General features: G+C 71.8%; 17 protein-coding genes. 16 read left to right on the top strand and 1 reads right to left on the bottom strand.

Going from position 1 to position 16,718, the window contains the following annotated elements; translation table 11 throughout:
• Nucleotides 1-84 precede the first annotated feature (84 nt).
• The 7 genes from MOJ79_RS17950 (at nucleotide 85) to MOJ79_RS17920 (ending at nucleotide 7,838) form a co-directional block, all read left to right on the top strand.
• Nucleotides 85-600, top strand: coding sequence for a DNA-deoxyinosine glycosylase (locus MOJ79_RS17950; RefSeq protein ID WP_442863144.1), 516 nt, complete (start codon nucleotides 85-87; stop codon nucleotides 598-600).
• Entirely contained in the window at nucleotides 597-1,361 is a 765-nt protein-coding gene (locus MOJ79_RS17945; RefSeq protein WP_241925386.1) for a spermidine synthase, read from the top strand. Before MOJ79_RS17950 ends, MOJ79_RS17945 begins: the two co-directional genes overlap by 4 nt.
• Before the next feature lie 126 nt (nucleotides 1,362-1,487).
• Complete coding sequence (locus tag MOJ79_RS17940; RefSeq protein WP_241925385.1) at nucleotides 1,488-3,293, top strand: GspE/PulE family protein; 1,806 nt, start codon at nucleotides 1,488-1,490, stop codon at nucleotides 3,291-3,293.
• Between the two features lie 116 nt (nucleotides 3,294-3,409).
• Nucleotides 3,410-3,871, top strand: coding sequence for a tripartite tricarboxylate transporter TctB family protein (locus tag MOJ79_RS17935; protein WP_241925384.1), 462 nt, complete (start codon nucleotides 3,410-3,412; stop codon nucleotides 3,869-3,871).
• 10 nt (nucleotides 3,872-3,881) lie between these two features.
• The gene (locus tag MOJ79_RS17930; RefSeq protein WP_241925383.1) at nucleotides 3,882-5,393 is read left to right on the top strand and encodes a tripartite tricarboxylate transporter permease; all 1,512 of its coding nucleotides are present in this window, start codon (nucleotides 3,882-3,884) and stop codon (nucleotides 5,391-5,393) included.
• A gap of 22 nt (nucleotides 5,394-5,415) precedes the next feature.
• Complete coding sequence (locus tag MOJ79_RS17925) at nucleotides 5,416-6,123, top strand: Crp/Fnr family transcriptional regulator (RefSeq protein ID WP_241925382.1); 708 nt, start codon at nucleotides 5,416-5,418, stop codon at nucleotides 6,121-6,123.
• Nucleotides 6,124-6,212: 89 nt separating this feature from the next.
• Complete coding sequence (locus tag MOJ79_RS17920) at nucleotides 6,213-7,838, top strand: gamma-glutamyltransferase family protein (protein WP_241925381.1); 1,626 nt, start codon at nucleotides 6,213-6,215, stop codon at nucleotides 7,836-7,838.
• Here the strand turns inward: MOJ79_RS17920 and MOJ79_RS17915 are convergent.
• Nucleotides 7,787-8,782 (bottom strand): LysR family transcriptional regulator, encoded by a 996-nt coding sequence (locus tag MOJ79_RS17915; RefSeq protein WP_241925380.1) that lies wholly within the window; start codon nucleotides 8,780-8,782, stop codon nucleotides 7,787-7,789. The two genes, MOJ79_RS17920 and MOJ79_RS17915, sit on opposite strands and share 52 nt — an antisense overlap.
• Nucleotides 8,783-8,898: 116 nt before the next feature.
• On the opposite strand from MOJ79_RS17915, the gene MOJ79_RS17910 reads away from it, so the two are divergent.
• From MOJ79_RS17910 to MOJ79_RS17870, 9 genes are read left to right on the top strand one after another with little or no spacing between them, the layout of a single operon-like run.
• Nucleotides 8,899-9,927: a cupin domain-containing protein gene (locus tag MOJ79_RS17910; RefSeq protein ID WP_241925379.1), complete on the top strand. Its 1,029-nt coding sequence runs from the start codon at nucleotides 8,899-8,901 to the stop codon at nucleotides 9,925-9,927.
• Nucleotides 9,924-10,808, top strand: a complete 885-nt coding sequence (locus tag MOJ79_RS17905) for a fumarylacetoacetate hydrolase family protein (protein ID WP_241925378.1) — start codon at nucleotides 9,924-9,926, stop codon at nucleotides 10,806-10,808. The genes MOJ79_RS17910 and MOJ79_RS17905 overlap by 4 nt, the downstream gene beginning before the upstream one ends.
• 43 nt (nucleotides 10,809-10,851) lie before the next feature.
• Nucleotides 10,852-12,006 carry an ABC transporter substrate-binding protein gene (locus MOJ79_RS17900; RefSeq protein WP_241925377.1) on the top strand — a complete coding sequence of 385 codons (1,155 nt, stop codon included), beginning with the start codon at nucleotides 10,852-10,854 and terminating at the stop codon, nucleotides 12,004-12,006.
• 33 nt (nucleotides 12,007-12,039) lie between these two features.
• The gene (locus tag MOJ79_RS17895; protein ID WP_241925376.1) at nucleotides 12,040-12,924 is read left to right on the top strand and encodes a branched-chain amino acid ABC transporter permease; all 885 of its coding nucleotides are present in this window, start codon (nucleotides 12,040-12,042) and stop codon (nucleotides 12,922-12,924) included.
• Nucleotides 12,925-12,934: 10 nt separating this feature from the next.
• On the top strand, nucleotides 12,935-13,933 hold the full coding sequence (locus MOJ79_RS17890) for a branched-chain amino acid ABC transporter permease (protein ID WP_241925375.1): 999 nt from the start codon (nucleotides 12,935-12,937) through the stop codon (nucleotides 13,931-13,933).
• Nucleotides 13,930-14,715 carry an ABC transporter ATP-binding protein gene (locus tag MOJ79_RS17885; RefSeq protein ID WP_241925374.1) on the top strand — a complete coding sequence of 262 codons (786 nt, stop codon included), beginning with the start codon at nucleotides 13,930-13,932 and terminating at the stop codon, nucleotides 14,713-14,715. Before MOJ79_RS17890 ends, MOJ79_RS17885 begins: the two co-directional genes overlap by 4 nt.
• On the top strand, nucleotides 14,708-15,439 hold the full coding sequence (locus tag MOJ79_RS17880) for an ABC transporter ATP-binding protein (protein ID WP_241925373.1): 732 nt from the start codon (nucleotides 14,708-14,710) through the stop codon (nucleotides 15,437-15,439). Before MOJ79_RS17885 ends, MOJ79_RS17880 begins: the two co-directional genes overlap by 8 nt.
• Before the next feature lie 20 nt (nucleotides 15,440-15,459).
• The gene (locus MOJ79_RS17875) at nucleotides 15,460-16,068 is read left to right on the top strand and encodes a VOC family protein (RefSeq protein WP_241925372.1); all 609 of its coding nucleotides are present in this window, start codon (nucleotides 15,460-15,462) and stop codon (nucleotides 16,066-16,068) included.
• A gap of 32 nt (nucleotides 16,069-16,100) precedes the next feature.
• Nucleotides 16,101-16,637, top strand: a complete 537-nt coding sequence (locus MOJ79_RS17870; RefSeq protein WP_241925371.1) for a VOC family protein — start codon at nucleotides 16,101-16,103, stop codon at nucleotides 16,635-16,637.
• Nucleotides 16,638-16,718: the final 81 nt, after the last annotated feature.

The following is a 16,718-nucleotide window of genomic DNA, read 5'->3' as shown; positions in this document are numbered from 1 at the left end:
TCGGTACGTCGCAAGCGCCGACCGACCGCCATCGTGGATAACCCTGCATCACCTCACTTCGCAAGCTGAAGGGAGGGTAGTCCAGTGAGCGACGTCGCCGTGCCGCCGCGCCTGCTGCGCGGGCTGCCGCCCATCGCTACGCCGCACGCGCGGCTGCTCGTGCTCGGCAGCTTCCCGGGCGTCGCGTCGCTGGCGGCACGGCAGTACTACGCGCACCCGCGCAACCACTTCTGGCCTATCCTGTCGGCGCTGTGGGACGTCGACCTGCTCGCGCTGCCGTACGACGAGCGCACCGAGCAGGTGCGCCGGCGCGGCCTCGCGATCTGGGACGTCTACGCCGCGTGCCGGCGCGAGGGCAGCCTCGACAGCGCGATCGAGGACGCGCGGCCCAACGACCTCGCGCGGCTGGTCGCGCGCACGCCGGCGCTGCGCGCGATCGCGCACAACGGCGGCGAGTCGGCGCGCGCGATGCGCGTCACGCGCACGCTCGGCGTGCCGGTGTGGCGGCTGCCGTCGACGAGCCCGGCCAACGCGAGCTGGTCGTTCGAGCGCAAGCTCGCGGCCTGGCGCGAGGCCTTCGCCGCGTGCGGTCTGGCATGAGTGCGGCGGTACAGGCCCTCGCCGAGGCGACGATCTCGGAGCACGAGGGCGTGCGCTACCTGCACCTGGGCACGCCGTGGGTGCAGGGCGCGATGCGGTTGCGTTCGCCGCAGCGCATCGAGCTCGAGTACGTGCAGCGCATGATGGCTTGGCTGCTGTGGTTCGACGCCGCCGAGGTGCGCGCGCTGCACGCGGTGCAGCTGGGCCTGGGCGCCGGCACGATCACGCGCTTCTGCCACGGCGTGCTGCGCATGCCGACGACGGCGGTCGAGATCAACGCCAGCGTGATCGCCGCGTGCCGGCACTGGTTCCGCCTGCCCGCCGACGGCGAGCGCTTGCAGGTGGTGCACGCCGATGCGGCGCAGTGGGTGGCGTCGCCGGCGCACCGCAGATCGGCGCAGGTGCTCAACGTCGACCTGTACGACCACGACGCCGCGGCGCCGGTGCTCGACGACGAGGCTTTCTACGCCGCGTGCCGCGACGTGCTCGCCGACGGCGGCGTGATGACGGTCAACCTGTTCGGGCGCGACGCCCGCTTCGAGCGCACGATGCGGCGGCTCGAGCGCGTGTTCGGGGCGCGCTGGCTGTGGTCGCTGCGGCCCACGCGCGAGGGCAACACGGTCGCGGTGGCCACGCGCGCGCGCCCGTGGCCCGAGCGCGACGTGCGGCTGGCGCGCGCGGCCGCGATCGAAGACCGCTGGGGCCTGCCGGCACGCAAGTGGCTGCGCATCGTGCGGCCGTGGACGACGCGGGACGCGTGACCGCGCAGTGCGTGTGCGCAATGTCACGCCCGCGGGCGCTGAGCGGGCCGGCCGGCGCACGAACGGCCGAAGATGCAGCTGCGTCGTCCCCGCCGGCCGACGCCTGATTCGCCCGCGCCCGATCCGATGAGCCCTGCTGCCCACGCCAAGCCCCGTCCCGCACCGGCCGTGCCGTCCGGCCGCCTCGACTGGCGCGTGCTGCTGCAGTGGCTGCAGGACGACGGGCTGGTGGACCCCGACGCCGCCGACCGCGTGCGCCAGCGCTTCGGCGCCGGCGACAGCCGCCTGCACGCGCTGGTGCGCCTCGGCGGTGCCGGGCTGGCCCATGCCGCCACCGGCAAGCCGCTCGACGCGGCGGCGCTCACCGAGTGGCTGGCCGCGCGCATCGGCATGCCCTACCTGCGCATCGACCCGCTGAAGGTCGACGTCGGCCGCGTCGCCGACGTGATGAGCGCGCGCTACGCCGAGAGCCGCCGCGTGCTGCCGGTGGCGGTGGGCGCGCACGAGGTCACGGTGGCCACCTGCGAGCCGTTCGACACCGCGTGGGTGGCCGAGATCGAGGCGCACACGCGCAAGCGCGTGAGGCAGGTGCTCGCCAGCCCCGACGAGATCGCGCGCTACACGGCCGAGTTCTACACGCTCGCGCGCTCGGTCAAGGCGGCGACCAAGAGCGGCGAGACCTCGCCGATCGCCAGCTTCGAGCAGCTCGTCGAGCTGGGCAAGAGCAACAAGCAGCTCGACGCCAACGACCAGGGCGTCGTGCAGGTCGTCGACTGGCTGTGGCAGTACGCGTTCGACCAGCGCGCGAGCGACATCCACCTCGAGCCGCGGCGCGACCTCGGCGCGATCCGCTTCCGCATCGACGGCGTGCTGCACACCGTCTACCAGGTGCCGATGTCGGTGATGTCGGCGATGACGGCGCGCATCAAGCTGCTCGGGCGCATGGACGTCGTCGAGCGCCGCCGCCCGCAGGACGGGCGCATCAAGACCAAGCGCCCCGACGGCGCCGGCGGCGGCGAGGTCGAGATGCGGCTGGCCACGCTGCCCACCGCGTTCGGCGAGAAGATGGTGATGCGCATCTTCGACCCCGACACCGCCGTCAAGGGCGTCGAGGCGCTGGGCTTCGCGCCACACGACGCGCAGCGCTGGAACGAGCTGACGGCGCGTCCGCACGGCATCATCCTCGTCACCGGCCCGACCGGCAGCGGCAAGACGACGACGCTGTACTCGACGCTGAAGAAGCTCGCCACCGACGAGGTCAACGTCTGCACGATCGAGGATCCGATCGAGATGATCGAGCCGGCGTTCAACCAGACGCAGGTCCAGCCCGCCGTCGAGCTCGGCTTCGCCGAGGGCCTGCGCGCGCTGATGCGCCAGGACCCGGACATCATCATGGTCGGCGAGATCCGCGACCTCGAGACGGCCGAGATGGCCACGCAGGCGGCGCTGACCGGCCACCTCGTGTTCAGCACGCTGCACACCAACGATGCCGCGAGCGCCGTCACGCGGCTGGCCGACCTGGGTGTGCCGCCGTACCTGATCTCGGCCACCGTCATCGGCGTGCTCGCGCAGCGCCTGGCGCGCACGCTGTGCCCGGCGTGCAAGGTGCGCGACGAGGCCGTCACGCGCGAGACGCTCGACGAGGTCGCCGCGCCGTGGCGGCTGAAGGGCAGCGTGCGCGCGTACAAGCCGGTCGGCTGCCTCGAGTGCCGCATGACCGGTTACCGCGGCCGCGTCGGTCTGTACGAGCTGCTGGTGATGAGCGAGGCCGCGCGCGCCGCCGTGCACCCCGCGCTCGATGCCGGTGCGCTGCGCCGCGCCGCGCTCGCCGAGGGCATGCACCCGCTGCGCCTGGCCGGCGTCATGAAGGTGGCCGAAGGCGTCACCACGCTCGACGAGGTGCTGCGCACGACGCCCGCCTGGGACCGCTGAGCGCCGGGATGCGCCGCGCGGGCGCGAGCGGCGGGCCGCCCGGCTTACGTGGAATCCACAGCCGGAGCGCCCGGACCCCCTGCCTAGAATGCTTCGCCGTCGATCTGGGAGGAGGCATGAAGATCAAGAGCCAGAAGGACTTCTGGGCGGGTCTGATGTTCGTCGCGGTGGGCCTCGCGTTCGCGTGGGGGGCCACCGGCTACAGCTTCGGTTCCTCTGCCCGTCCGGGGCCGGGTTACTTCCCGTTCGGACTGGGCATCCTGCTCGCGCTGCTCGGGGCGCTCGTGCTGCTGGGCGCACTGACGATCGAGACCGAGGACGGCGAGCCGGTGGGCCGCATCGGCTGGCGCCCGCTGGGCATCATCGTCGGCTCGATCGTGCTGTTCGGCGTGCTGCTGCCCCGGGGCGGCATGGTGATCGCGCTGCCGGTGCTGGTCATCACGTCGGCGCTGGCCGGCGACGAGTTCCACTGGCTCGAGGCGCTCGTCAACAGCGTCGTGCTGACGCTGTTGAGCTACGCCATCTTCATCTGGGGCCTGGGGCTGACGATCCCGGTGTGGCCGAAGTTCGTCGGTTGAGGGTGCCGCGATGGATCTGATCAACAACCTCGCCATGGGCTTCGGCGTCGCGCTGAGCCTGCAGAACCTGGCCTACGCCTTCTTCGGCACCTTGCTCGGCACGCTGATCGGCGTGCTGCCGGGCCTCGGCCCGGTGGCGACGATCGCGATGCTGCTGCCGTCGATCTACGCCCTCGACGCGACGCCGGCGCTGATCATGCTGGCCGGCATCTACTACGGCGCGCAGTACGGCGGCTCGACGACGGCGATCCTCATCAACATCCCCGGCGAGTCGAGCTCGGTCGTCACGGCGATCGACGGCTACCAGATGGCGCGTCAGGGCCGCGCGGGCCCCGCGCTGGCCACGGCGGCGCTCGGTTCGTTCTTCGCCGGCTGCGTCGGCACCGTGATCATCGCGGCGTTCGCACCGCCGCTGACGGAGCTGGCGTTCAAGTTCGGCCCCGCCGAGTACTTCAGCCTCATGGTGCTGGGCCTGATCGGCGCCGTCGTGCTGGCGTCGGGCTCGCTGCTGAAGGCCATCGCGATGATCATCCTCGGCCTGCTGCTGGGCCAGATCAACACCGACGTGATCTCGGGTGTGCCGCGCTACAGCTTCGACATCCCCGAGCTGACCGACGGCATCGGCTTCGTCGCCATCGCGATGGGCGTGTTCGGCTTCGGCGAGATCATCGCCAACCTGAGCCGCCCGGCCGAACACCGCGAAGTGTTCACGAAGGACGTCAAGGGCCTGTGGCCGAGCCGGCAGGACTTCAAGGAGGCCGCACCGTCGGTGCTGCGTGGCACCGCGCTCGGCTCGATCCTGGGCGTGCTGCCCGGCGGCGGTGCGCTGCTGGCGTCGTTCGCGTCGTACACGCTCGAGAAGAAGATCGTGCGCGAGCCGCGCGTGCCGTTCGGCAAGGGCGCGATCCAGGGCGTGGCCGGCCCCGAGAGTGCGAACAACGCCGGCTCGCAGACCTCGTTCATCCCGATGCTGACGCTGGGCATCCCGCCCAACGCCGTGATGGCGCTGATGGTCGGCGCGATGACGATCAAGGGCATCCAGCCCGGCCCGCAGGTGATGACGGGCAACCCCGAGCTGTTCTGGGGCCTGATCGCCAGCATGTGGGTCGGCAACCTGATGCTCGTGATCCTGAACCTGCCGCTGATCGGCATCTGGATCAAGCTGCTGACGGTGCCCTACCGGTTCTTGTTTCCGGCGATCATGGTGTTCTGCGCCATCGGCCTGTACACGCTGAACAACAACACCTTCGACGTCTTCATGGCGGCCGGCTTCGGTGTCGTCGGCTACCTGTTCTGGAAGCTCGGCTGCGAGCCCGCGCCGCTGCTGCTGGGCTTCATCCTCGGCCCGATGATGGAGGAGAACCTGCGCCGCGCACTGCTGCTGTCGCGCGGCGACTGGTCGACCTTCGTCACGCGGCCGCTGTCGGCGGGGCTGCTCATCGCCGCGGTGCTGATGGTGGTCATCGTCGCGCTGCCGTCGATCCGGCGCAAGCGCGAAGTCGCTTTCCAGGACGCGGATTGAGGCATCGCCGGATAATCCGGCGATGATCCCGATCAAGACCGCCTCGGCGTGGCGCGGCACGGCAGACTGCCGCCGCTGCAGCATCCGCGAGTCGGTGCTGTTCGCGGACCTGAAGGAAGAGGACTTCGCGCTCATCCACGCGCCGATCGACGACCTCGCGTTCGACGCCGGCGCGACGCTCGTGCAGGCCGGCGAGCCCGTCAAGGGCGTGATGACGCTGCGCAGCGGCATGGTCAAGCTGGTGCGCGTGGCCAGCGACGGGCGCGCGCGCATCGTGCGCGTGCTGCGCCCGGGCGACGTGATCGGCCTCGAGGCGCTGGCCGCTGCCACGTACGAGAGCGACGTCGTCGCGCTGACGCCGGTGGGCGTGTGCCGCATTCCGACCAGCGTGATCCAGCGCCTGAACCAGGAGACGCCGCGGCTGCACCACCAGCTGATGCAGAAGTGGCACCGCTCGCTGCGCGAGGCCGACGACTGGCTCGCCGAACTGAACTTCGGCAGCGCGCGCCACCGCGTCGCGCAGCTGGTGCTCAAGATGCGCAGCGAGGCCGACCCGTCGCTGACCACGCTGTTCTCGCGCGACGACATGGGCTCGATGCTCGACCTCAAGCTCGAGACCGTCAGCCGCGCCGTCAACGATTTCGTGCGCCAGGGCTGGCTGCAGCCGCTCGACCGCCTCGGGCGCAGCTACCGCGTGCTCGACGCGGCGGCGCTGGCGGCGATCGAGTAGCGGCCCGGCTGCCACGCCCGCTGGCGCCTCGCCTGCTGGCGCCTCGCCTGCCCCGACCCCCTTTTTTTCCACCCGAAACCCTGCCTGCGATGTTCAGCTACGACACGCCATATCTTTCGGGGCGCACGCCCGTCTTCGCGCGCAACGCGGTGGCCACCTCGCACCCGCTCGCGGCGCAGGCCGGGCTGCGCATGCTCGCTGCCGGCGGCAACGCCGTCGACGCGGCGATCGCCGCCGCGGCGTGCATGACGATCGTCGAGCCGTGCAGCAACGGGCTGGGCAGCGACGCGTTTTGCATCCTGTGGGACGGCACGCAGCTGCACGGCCTCAACGCGTCGGGCTGCGCGCCGGCGGCGTGGACGCGGGAGTACTTCGTCGGCAAGTACGGCACCGACGCCAAGACGCCGCCCAAGCGCGGCTGGGACTCGGTGACGGTGCCCGGCGCCGTCTCGGCGTGGGTCGCGCTGTCGCAGCGCTTCGGCAAGCTGCCCTTCGCCGATGTGCTGACGCCGGCGATCGAGATCGCCGAGCGCGGCTACGCGGTGCCGGTGGTCGTGCAGTCCAAGTGGGCCGCCGCCGCGGCGCTGCCCGAGATCACGCAGCAGCCCGGCTTCGCCGCGGCGTTCCTGCCCCACGGGCGCGCGCCGCACGTGGGCGAGCGCTTCGCGTTCCCCGACGCGGCGCGCGCGCTGCGCCTGATCGCGCAGACGCAGGGCGAGGCCTTCTACCGCGGCGAGGTGGCCGCCGCGCTCGCCGCGCACGCGCGCGCGCACGGCGGCGCGATGACCGAGGCCGACCTCGCCGGCTACCGCCCCGAGTGGGTCACGCCGATCGGGCAGGACTACCGCGGCGGGGGCGGCGGCTACCGGCTGCACGAGATCCCGCCCAACGGGCAGGGCATCGCGGCGCTGATCGCGCTGGGCATCCTCAACCACTTCGACCTCGCGTCGCTGAAGGTCGACTCGGTCGCGTCGCAGCACCTGCAGATCGAGGCGATGAAGCTCGCGTTCGCCGACGTCTACCGCCACGTCGCCGACCCGCGCGCGATGCGGCTGACGCCGGCGCAGATGCTCGACGCCGCCTACCTCGCCGAGCGTGCGAAGTTGATCGACCCCAAGCGCGCGCAGGACTTCGGCCCCGGCCACGCGCCGCAGGGCGGCACGATCTACCTCACCGCCGCCGACGAGCGCGGGATGATGGTCAGCTTCATCCAGAGCAACTACATGGGCTTCGGTTCGGGCGTCGTCGTGCCCGGCTACGGCGTGAGCCTGCAAAACCGCGGCCACGGCTTCACGCTCGACGCGACGCGCGAGAACGTCGTCGGCCCGGGCAAGCGCCCGTTCCACACGATCATCCCGGGGTTCCTGACGCGCGACGGCCGCCCGCAGATGAGTTTCGGCGTGATGGGCGGCGACATGCAGCCGCAGGGTCACCTGCAGACCGTCGTGCGCATGCTCGACTACGGGCAGAACCCGCAGGCCGCGTGCGATGCGCCGCGCTGGCGCGTGTTCGGCGGCCAGGTCCACCTCGAGCCCGGCTTCGACGCCGCCACCGCCGAGGGCCTGCGCGCGCTCGGCCACGACGTGGGCACCTTCACCGACAGCTACCAGGACTTCGGCGCCGGTCAGTTCATCTGGCGCCTGGGCGACCCGGCCGTCGACGGCTACGTCTGCGCGAGCGACCCGCGGCGCGACGGCCTCGTCGCGGGGTTTTGAGGCGACGGCGGTAACGCTGCCGTACCGGCCGGCTGCCGCCGACCCAGTTTGCCCGTCTCCTCGCGCACGAGCTTGCGCAGCCAGCGGTGCGCGGGCTCGGCGTGCAGCCGGGCGTGCCAGTACTGCTTGATCTGGAAGCTGCCCAGCGGCAGCGGCGGCTCGAAGACCTTGACCGGCAGCAGCCGCGCGAACGCGACGCCGAGGTCCTCGGGCACGGTGACGACGAGGTCGGAGCGCGCGATCAGGAACGGCAGCGCCGAGAAGCGCGGCGCGCGCAGCATCACGTCGTGGCTCAGGTTGAGCGTGGCCAGCGCGTGCTCGACGGCGCGGTACTGCGAGCCGGTGGTCCAGTACATCGCGTGCCGCAGCTGCAGGAAGCGCTCGAGCGTCAGCTCGCGGCCCACGAGCGGGTGGTCGGCGCGCACGAGGCACACGTACGACGTGTCGCGCACGGTCTGCTGGTGGGCCCAGTTGGGCATGCCGAGGAAGTAGCCGACGGCAAGGTCGATCTTGCCGTCGTCGAGGGCGTCGATGACCTCGTCGGGGCGCAGGTCGACGATCGACAGCTGTGCGCCAGGCGCCTCGGCCTCGAGGCGCTGCACCACCCGCGGCATCAGCACCATCATGCCGACGTCGTTGATGTAGATGCGAAAGTGCACGTCGGTGCGGCGCGGGTCGAAGCGCGCCGGCCGGCGCAGCCCGCGCAGCGCGTCGAGCGTGCGGCGGATCTTGGGCGCGAGGTCGTCGGCGTACGGGGTCGGGCGCATGCCGTGAGAGGTGCGCACGAACAGCGGGTCGTCGAAGTAGCCGCGCAGCCGCTTGAGCGCCGCGCTGATCGCCGGCTGTGTCAGGCCGAGCTCGGCCGCCGTCGCCGACAGGTTCTGGTGCCGGTGGATGGCGTCGAAGGTGACCAGCAGGTTGAGGTCGAACTCGGCGAGATCCACAGTCTGATATCAATGCGATCTATTCATGAAATCACGGGAGATTATGAGCGTCTATAGCTTCGACCACTAGACTCGATCCGACCACCACGACGGCGGACATGGAGACAAGCGCGATGGTGTCACTGCCGCATGACGGCAAGACGGTTTCGGCGGACCTCGACGCCGCGCTGCGCGCCGTCGCGGCGCAGCCCTTGTGGGACCGCTACCAGCGCATCACGACGCGCGAGCCCGCCGCGCGCGTGCCGGCGGGCCACTGGCCGTGGGCGCAGATGTCGCTGCTCGTCGAACGCGCTGCGCGCGAGGTGTCGCTCGCCGACGCCGAGCGGCGCGTGCTGCTGCTGACGCCGGCCGGCGGCGCCGCGGCGACGACGACGAACCTGCTCGCCGGTCTGCAGACGCTGCTGCCCGGCGAGTTCGCGCGCCCCCACCGCCACGCGCTGCAGGCGATCCGCTTCGTCGTCTCGGGTCGGGGCGCGGTGACGACGGTCAACGGCGAGGCCTGCGCGATGGAGCCGGGCGACCTGGTGCTGACGCCGGCATGGGCCTGGCACGAGCATGCGCACCCCGGCGTCGGGCGCGTCGTGTGGCTCGACGGACTCGACCTGCCCCTCGTGGCGCACCTCGACGCGATGTTCTTCGAGCCGGCGCAGCCGCCGCGTCCGGCGATCGACCCGCCGCCGGCGGGGCCGTCGGCGCTGGCGCCCGACATGGCGGTGCTGCGTCCCGACGATGCGGCGCCGGCGCGCGGCCGCTTCCGCTACGCCTGGCCGCGCGCCCTCGCGGCGTTGCGCGCCGCGACCCCGCGCGACGACGGCAGCCGCTGGCTGCGCTACGTCGATGCGCAGGGCGTCGGCGCCGTCACGCCGACGATCGACTGCTACCTGCACCAGCCGGCCAGGCAGGCATCCGCGACGCGCAGCCGCAGCACGGCGAGCGCGGTGTGCGTCGTGGCCCAGGGCGAGGGCGTCAGCCGCGTCGGCGGACGCGACATCGCGTGGCAGCGCCACGACGTGTTCACGGTTCCGCACTGGACCTGGGTCGCGCACCAGGCGCTCAGCGACGATGCGGTGCTTTTCCTGATGACCGACCGCGAGCTGCTCGCCACCATGGGCTATCTGCGCGAGGATCGGGAGGCGGTGTCGTGAGGCTGTGCCGGTTCGATGGCGATCGGCTCGGCGTGGTCGAGGGCGACGAGGTGCTCGACGTCAGCGCCGCGCTCGACGCACTGCCCGTCGTGCGCTACCCTCTGCCGGCGCACGACCTGCTCGTCGAGGCACTGCCGCGGCTGCGCCCGCGCATCGAGTCGCTGTGCCCGACGGCACCTCGCCGCCCGCTCGCTGCGGTGCGGCTCGAGCCGCCGGTGGCCAACCCCGGCAAGATCATCGGCGCGCCGATCAACTACCACGCCCACGCCACCGAGAGCGCGGCCGACAGCGGGATCGCGCACGGGCGGCAGATCACGTCGATCGGCGAGTGGGGCCTGTTCCTCAAGGCACGCAGCGCGCTCATCGGGCCGGGCGAGCCGATCCGGCTGCGCTTTCCCCAGCGGCGCAACGACCACGAGGTCGAACTCGGGGTCGTGATCGGGCGCACCGCACGCCACGTGACGCGCGACGAGGCACTGGACCATGTCGCCGGCTACCTCGTCGCGCTCGACATCACGCTGCGAGGGCCCGAGTTCGTGTGCTTTCGCAAATCGATCGACACCTACGCCGTCACCGGGCCCTGGCTGGTCACCGCCGACGAGATCCCCGACCCCGGCCGTCTCGACCTGTGGCTGGCCGTCAACGGCGAGCGGCGCCAGCGCTCGAACACGCGCCATCTGATCTACGACGTGCCGCGGCTGATCGAGTTCGCGTCGTCGTTCTACACGCTGCAGCCCGGCGACATCCTGATGACCGGCACGCCCGAGGGCGTGGGGCCGCTGCAGCCCGGCGACCGCATCGAGGCTGGCGTCCAGGGTGTCGGCGTGCTCGCCGTGCGCGTGGCCGGCGACGACGATGCGCCCACCGCCGCGCCGGCCTGAGTTCCCCGCCCGCGACAACGCCACACCGAAGGAGACACGCGCCATGACCCGCCGACTGCTCTCAATGCTCAAGCTCGTGTTCGCCAGCACGCTGGTCGCCGCCGCCACGGCGACCACCGCGCAGGAGCCGATCCGTTTGGGCCTGATCACCGATCGCGTCGGCCCGGCCAAGCCCTACGCCGATCCGGTCACGCAGGGGGCCGTCTACGCGGTGCGCGAGCTCAACGCGAAGGGCGGCCTGCTCGGCCGCCGCGTCGAACTGCTGATCGAAGACGACCAGGGCCGCCCCGACATTTCGGCCACCGCGGCGCGCAAGCTCGTCGACGCCAACGTCGCGTTCATCCTGTCGGTGTCGCTGACGCCGGCGACGCTGCAGGCGCAGTCGGTGACGAAGGAGACGCGCACGCCGCACATAACGCCGTCCAACAGCGGCGACACGCTGACCACTGCGATCGACAACCCGAACTTCTGGCAGACCGGTCCGCTGGGCTCGACGCAGATCGCGACGCTGCTGTCCTATGCGCGCGAAAAGAAGTTCCAGCGCGTCGCGCTCGTCACCGACAACTCCGACCTCGGCCAGCTGACCAATCGCTTCTTCAAGGCCGCGCTCGAGAAGGCCAACATCCAGATCGTTGCCGAGGAGGTCGTGCCGCGTGGCTCGACCACCGCCGACCCGCAAATGCAGAAGGTGCGCGCCGCCAACCCGGAGGCGCTGTTCATGACCGGCGTGCTCACGCCCGAGAACACGCTGATCCTGCGCTCGGTGCGTCAGCTCGGGCTGCGCGTGCCGGTGCTGGGCAACTACAACATGTCGGTGCCGCAGTACACCCAGGTCGCGCGCGGGCTGCTCGACGGCATCGTGTTCGTCGACGCCTTCGACCCCGCGAAGCCCGAGGTCAAGGCCTTCGTCGAGGGCTTCCGCAAGGAGATGGGCGCCGAGCCCTACAACCTCAACGGCTACGGCTATGACGGCGTGATGCTGGTGGCCGACGCGATCCGCCGCGCCGGCGGCACCGACAAGGACAAGGTGCGCGAGGCGATGCAGGCCACGCGCGGCTTCGTCGGCGTGATGGGCGCGGTGGGCTCGAGCTACGGCTTCGCCGACGGGCGGCGCACCGGCTTCGACCCCAACGGCATGGTCGTGCGCGTCTACGAGGGCGACCAGCAGGGCCGCGTCGTGCACGTCGGCGCGCGTTGACGCACGCCGGCAAGCCAGCAACCGCGACGCGCCGTGGGGGACTTCCTCGAACTCGTCGTCTCGGCCAGTGCCACCGGGTGCATCTACGCGCTGGTGGCGCTGGCCTATCTGCTGATGATCCGGCCCACCGGCGTCATCAACTTCGCGGTCGGCGAGTGGGCGATGCTCGGGGGCTTCGGCGGCTTCGTGTTCCTGTTCACGCTGAACCTGCCGTACGCGCTGGGGATGGCGGCGGTCGTGGCGCTGATGGCGCTGGTGGGTTGGGTCACCGAGCGGCTGACGGTGCGGCCGCTGGTCGAGAAGGGCGCGCCGCCGCTGGCGCCGATCCTCGCGCTGCTGGGCATGCTCGTCGTGTTCCGCGAGGTCGTCTCGCTGGGCTTCGGCCCCGACCCGCAGCCGGTGCCGCCGGCGCTGGGCCATGGCCGGCTCGAGCTCGGGCCGGTGGCCGGCTCGTACCAGAGCTTCTTCATCATCGCCGTCACGCTCGCTGTGTTCGCCGCCGCATGGGCCTTCTTCGAGCGCACGCTGGCCGGCAAGACCTTCGAGGCGGTGGCGATCGACCGCAGGGCCGCGGCGCTGATGGGTATCAACCTGTCGCGCGTGACCGCGCTCGCGTTCGCTGCCGGCGCCGCGGTGGCGGGGCTGGCCGGCGTGCTCGTCGCGCCCAACGTGTCGGCGCACTGGATGATGGGGCTGCCGCTCGCGATCCAGGGCTTCACCGCGCTCGTCATCGGCGGCGTCGGCCGCGTCGAGGGCGCGCTGCTCGGCGGGCTGATCCTGGCCTTCGCCGAGCAGTTCACGGTGCGCTACGCCCCGGTGCCGCCGGGGCTCGCGATGGGCGTGCCGCTGGTGCTGCTGATCGTGTTCCTGCTCGTGCGGCCCACCGGGCTGCTGCGTGCGCGCGAGGCGCGGACCTGAAGGTGCCGGGGTGAAGGCCTTCGCCAGCTACCTCGTCGCGGCGGTCGTGCTGTCGGCCGTCGCGTTCGTGCTCAGCCCGTACCAGACCGACGTCTACCGCAAGCTGCTGCTGTGGGTCACGCTGGCGCTGGGCTACAACTTCCTGTTCGGCGTCGCCGGGCAGGTGGCGTTCTCGCACTTCACGTTCTACGGCATCGGCGCGTATGCCATCGTGATCCTGCTGTTCCAGGTCGGGCTGCCGCTGCCGCTGGCCGTCGTCGCCGGCGTCGCGCTGTGCGTCGTGCTCGCGCTGGTGGTCGCGATCCCCGCGACGCGGCTCGAGGGCTTCTACCTCGCGCTGGCGACGCTCGCGTTCGCGCAGCTGTTCATCGTCGTGCTCAACGAGGGCGGCGCCGTCACTGGCGGCACCGGCGGGCTGACCGGCTACCGCCTGCCCGAGATGTTCGGCGTGCGCGTCAGCGGGCCCTGGTACACGGCCGTCATCGTGCTGCTGATGCTCGGCACGCTGGCCGTGCTGTGGCGGCTGGACCGCTCGCACTTCGGCCGTGCCTGCCGCGCGGTGCGCGACGACGCGCAGGCCGCCGCGGCAATGGGCATCGACGTGCGGCGCACCAAGGTCGTCGCGTTCACGCTGACCAGCGCGCTCGCCGGGCTGGCGGGGATGGTCTACGCCTTCGTCGACAACACCGTCAACCCGCCGATCTTCGGCCTCGAGAACGCGTTCCTGCTGCTGTTCATGGTCATCGTCGGCGGCGCCGGGCGCCACGCCGGCGCGATCGTCGGCGCGACGCTGCTGTTCCTGCTGCCGTTCGTGCTGTCGCCGCTGATCGGGCACCACCACCCGCTGGTGTTCGGCCTGGTGATGATTGCCGTCGTGCTGTTCCAGCCCAAGGGACTGATCGGCCTGTGGGACCGTCTCGTCGCGCGGCGCCGCGGGCCGGCGCCGGCTGCGGCGGACACCGGCCAGACCGCGGCGGCGGTGCCGGCGGCACGTCAGGGGGCCCGATGAACGGCGGTGCGCTGCTGCAGGTGCGCGGCCTGGGCAAACGCTTCGGCGGCCTGCAGGCCGTGACCGACCTCGACCTCGACGTGCACGCCGGCGAGATCCTCGGCGTGATCGGCCCCAACGGCGCCGGCAAGAGCACGACGTTCGGCATGATCGCCGGGGCGATCGCGCCGAGCAGCGGCACGGTCCGCTTCGACGGCGAGCCGCTCGACGGCCTGCCGACGCACGCCATCGCCGCGCGCGGCATCCTGCGCACGTTCCAGCACAACAAGCCGTTCGCCGGCCTGTCGGTGCGCGACAACGTGATGGTCGGCATGCACACGCGCATCGGCGTGCCGCTGTGGCAGGTCGTGGCCGGCACCGGCGCGGCGCGGCGACGCGAGCGCGAGGCGCAGCAGCGCGCCGAGGCGCTGATCGACTTCGTCGGCCTCGGCGAGTGCCGCGACACCGAGGTCACGAACCTGTCGTTCGGCCAGGGCCGGCTGCTCGAGATCGCGCGCGCGCTGGCCGGCGAGCCGCGGCTGATGATGTTCGACGAGCCGGCCGCCGGACTGACGCCGGCCGAGTGCGAGCGGCTGGCCGCGATCGTGCGCTCGATCGCCGCGCGCGGCATCGCGGTGCTGCTGATCGAGCACGACATGCGCTTCCTGCTGCAGCTCGCGCAGCGCGTGGCAGTGCTCAACTTCGGCGTCAAGATCGCCGAGGGCACGCCGGCGCAGATCCGCGTCGACCCGCAGGTGGTCGCGGCCTACCTCGGCGACATGGCGGGAGCGGGCGATGCTTGAGCTGATCGGCGTCAGCGGCGGCCACGGCCACGGCACCGTCGTCGACGGCGTGAACTTGCGCGTCGCGCAGGGCGAGACGGTGGCGCTGCTCGGACCCAACGGTGCTGGCAAGTCGACGCTGCTCGCGGCGCTGTCGGGCACGCTGGCGCAGCGCAGCGGACGCGTCCTGATGGACGGCACCGACCTCGTCGGCCTGCCGTCGCACCGCATCGTGCGCCTGGGGCTGGTGCAGGTGCCCGAGGGGCGGCGCATGTTCGCGCCGCTGTCGGTGCACGACAACCTGCACCTCGGCACGGTCGGCATGGCCGGGCGCCACGCGGCGGCGGTGGCGCGCCAGTTCGAGTTCGTCTACCAGCTGTTCCCGCGGCTGGCCGAGCGCCGGCGGCAGCTCGCGGGCACGCTGTCGGGCGGCGAGCAGCAGATGGTCGCGATCGGCCGCGCGCTGATGAGCGCGCCGCGCGTGCTGCTGCTCGACGAGCCGTTCCTCGGGCTGGCGCCGCTCGTCGTCGAGGAGATCCGCCGCGCGCTCGACGCGCTGCGTGCGCAGGGGCTGACGATGCTGCTCGTCGAGCAGAAGCTCGACATCGCGCTGGGCTTCACGTCGCGCGCCTATGTGCTGATCAAGGGCCGCGTCGCGCTGCACGAGGCGAGCGACGCGCTCGCGCGGCGGCCCGACCTCGGCCAGCTGTACTTCGAGCTGTCGCGCACCGAGGCGACGGCCTGACCCTGACCGGGAGTCGCACCATGAGACCCGTCGACCCGCGCTCGCCGCATGCCGCGCCGCCGCCCAGCCGCGGCGTGCACCACCTCGCGCTCAACACCGACGACATGAAGGCGACGATCGACTTCTACGCGGGCGTGCTGGGCATGCCGCTGGTGCACGCGCTGCGCGTGCCGCCGGGCGTGGGCGTCGGCCCCGGCAACCGCGGCAACCCGCCGTTCGAGAACCTGCGCCACTACTTCTTCGACGCCGGCGGCGACAGCCTCGTCGCGTTCTTCGAGATCCCGAAGGGCGCCAAGCCGCAGGCCGACCGCAACGCCGTCGCCGCGATGCAGCACTGTTCGTTCACGACGACGCCGGCGCAGTTCGACGCCGTGATGCAGCGCCTGCGCGACGCCGGCGTCGACGTCCTCGGCCCGATCGACGTCGGTGCCGGCACGCAGTCGATCTACTTCTACGACCCCAACGGCATCCGGCTCGAATACTCGTGCCAACATGGGGATGGAGACAACCCGCGCGTGCTCGAGCGCTGGACGCAGACGCGCGACGAGGCGCTGGGCGAGCTGCGCACGCTCAGCGACGACGCGCAGTGGCTCGACGCCGTCACGCGGCACCTGCCGGCGTCGCGCTGAGCCCGCGACGCCCCGACTTCCTGGAGACGACCATGTCCGACTTCGTACCGATCCGCGGCCTGCACCACTTCGCGTACCGCTGCCGCGACGCCGAGGAAACACGCCGCTTCTACGAGGACCTGCTCGGCCTGCCGCTGGTGCATATCGTGCGCGCCGAGCACGTGCCCAGCACCGGCGAGTACTGCCCCTACGTGCACCTGTTCTTCGAGATGAGCGACGGCAGCTGTGTCGCCTTCTTCGACCTCGGCGACGACACGGCCTCACTGCCGTCGCCGAACACGCCGCTGTGGGCCAACCACCTCGCGCTGCGCGTCGACTCGGCCGACGCGGTGCGCGACGCCAAGCGCCGACTGGAGGCGGCAGGCGTCGAGGTGCTTGGCCCGGTCGACCACGACGGCTTCGTGCTGTCGATCTACTTCTTCGATCCCAACGGCGTACGCCTCGAGTTGACGGCGACGACCTGCGACGCGGCGCAGCTCGCGGCCTACCGTGCGAAGGCGCGCGCCGCGTGCGATGCGTGGACGCGCGAGAAGGCGCAGCGCGCCGCGGCACCGGTGGCGGCGGCATGAGACACCCTGTGTCAACCCCCCGCTGTTTTGAGCAACATTTGAAGTCCGCCGTGTGCGCTGGGGTCGTAGGGTTTGCGGTCG

Origin of the sequence: Calidifontimicrobium sp. SYSU G02091 (genome assembly GCF_022631395.1) — a bacterium.
In the GTDB taxonomy this organism is placed as follows: Bacteria; Pseudomonadota; Gammaproteobacteria; order Burkholderiales; family Burkholderiaceae_C; genus Calidifontimicrobium; species Calidifontimicrobium sediminis.
This window is presented reverse-complemented; position numbering and strand designations above follow the sequence as displayed.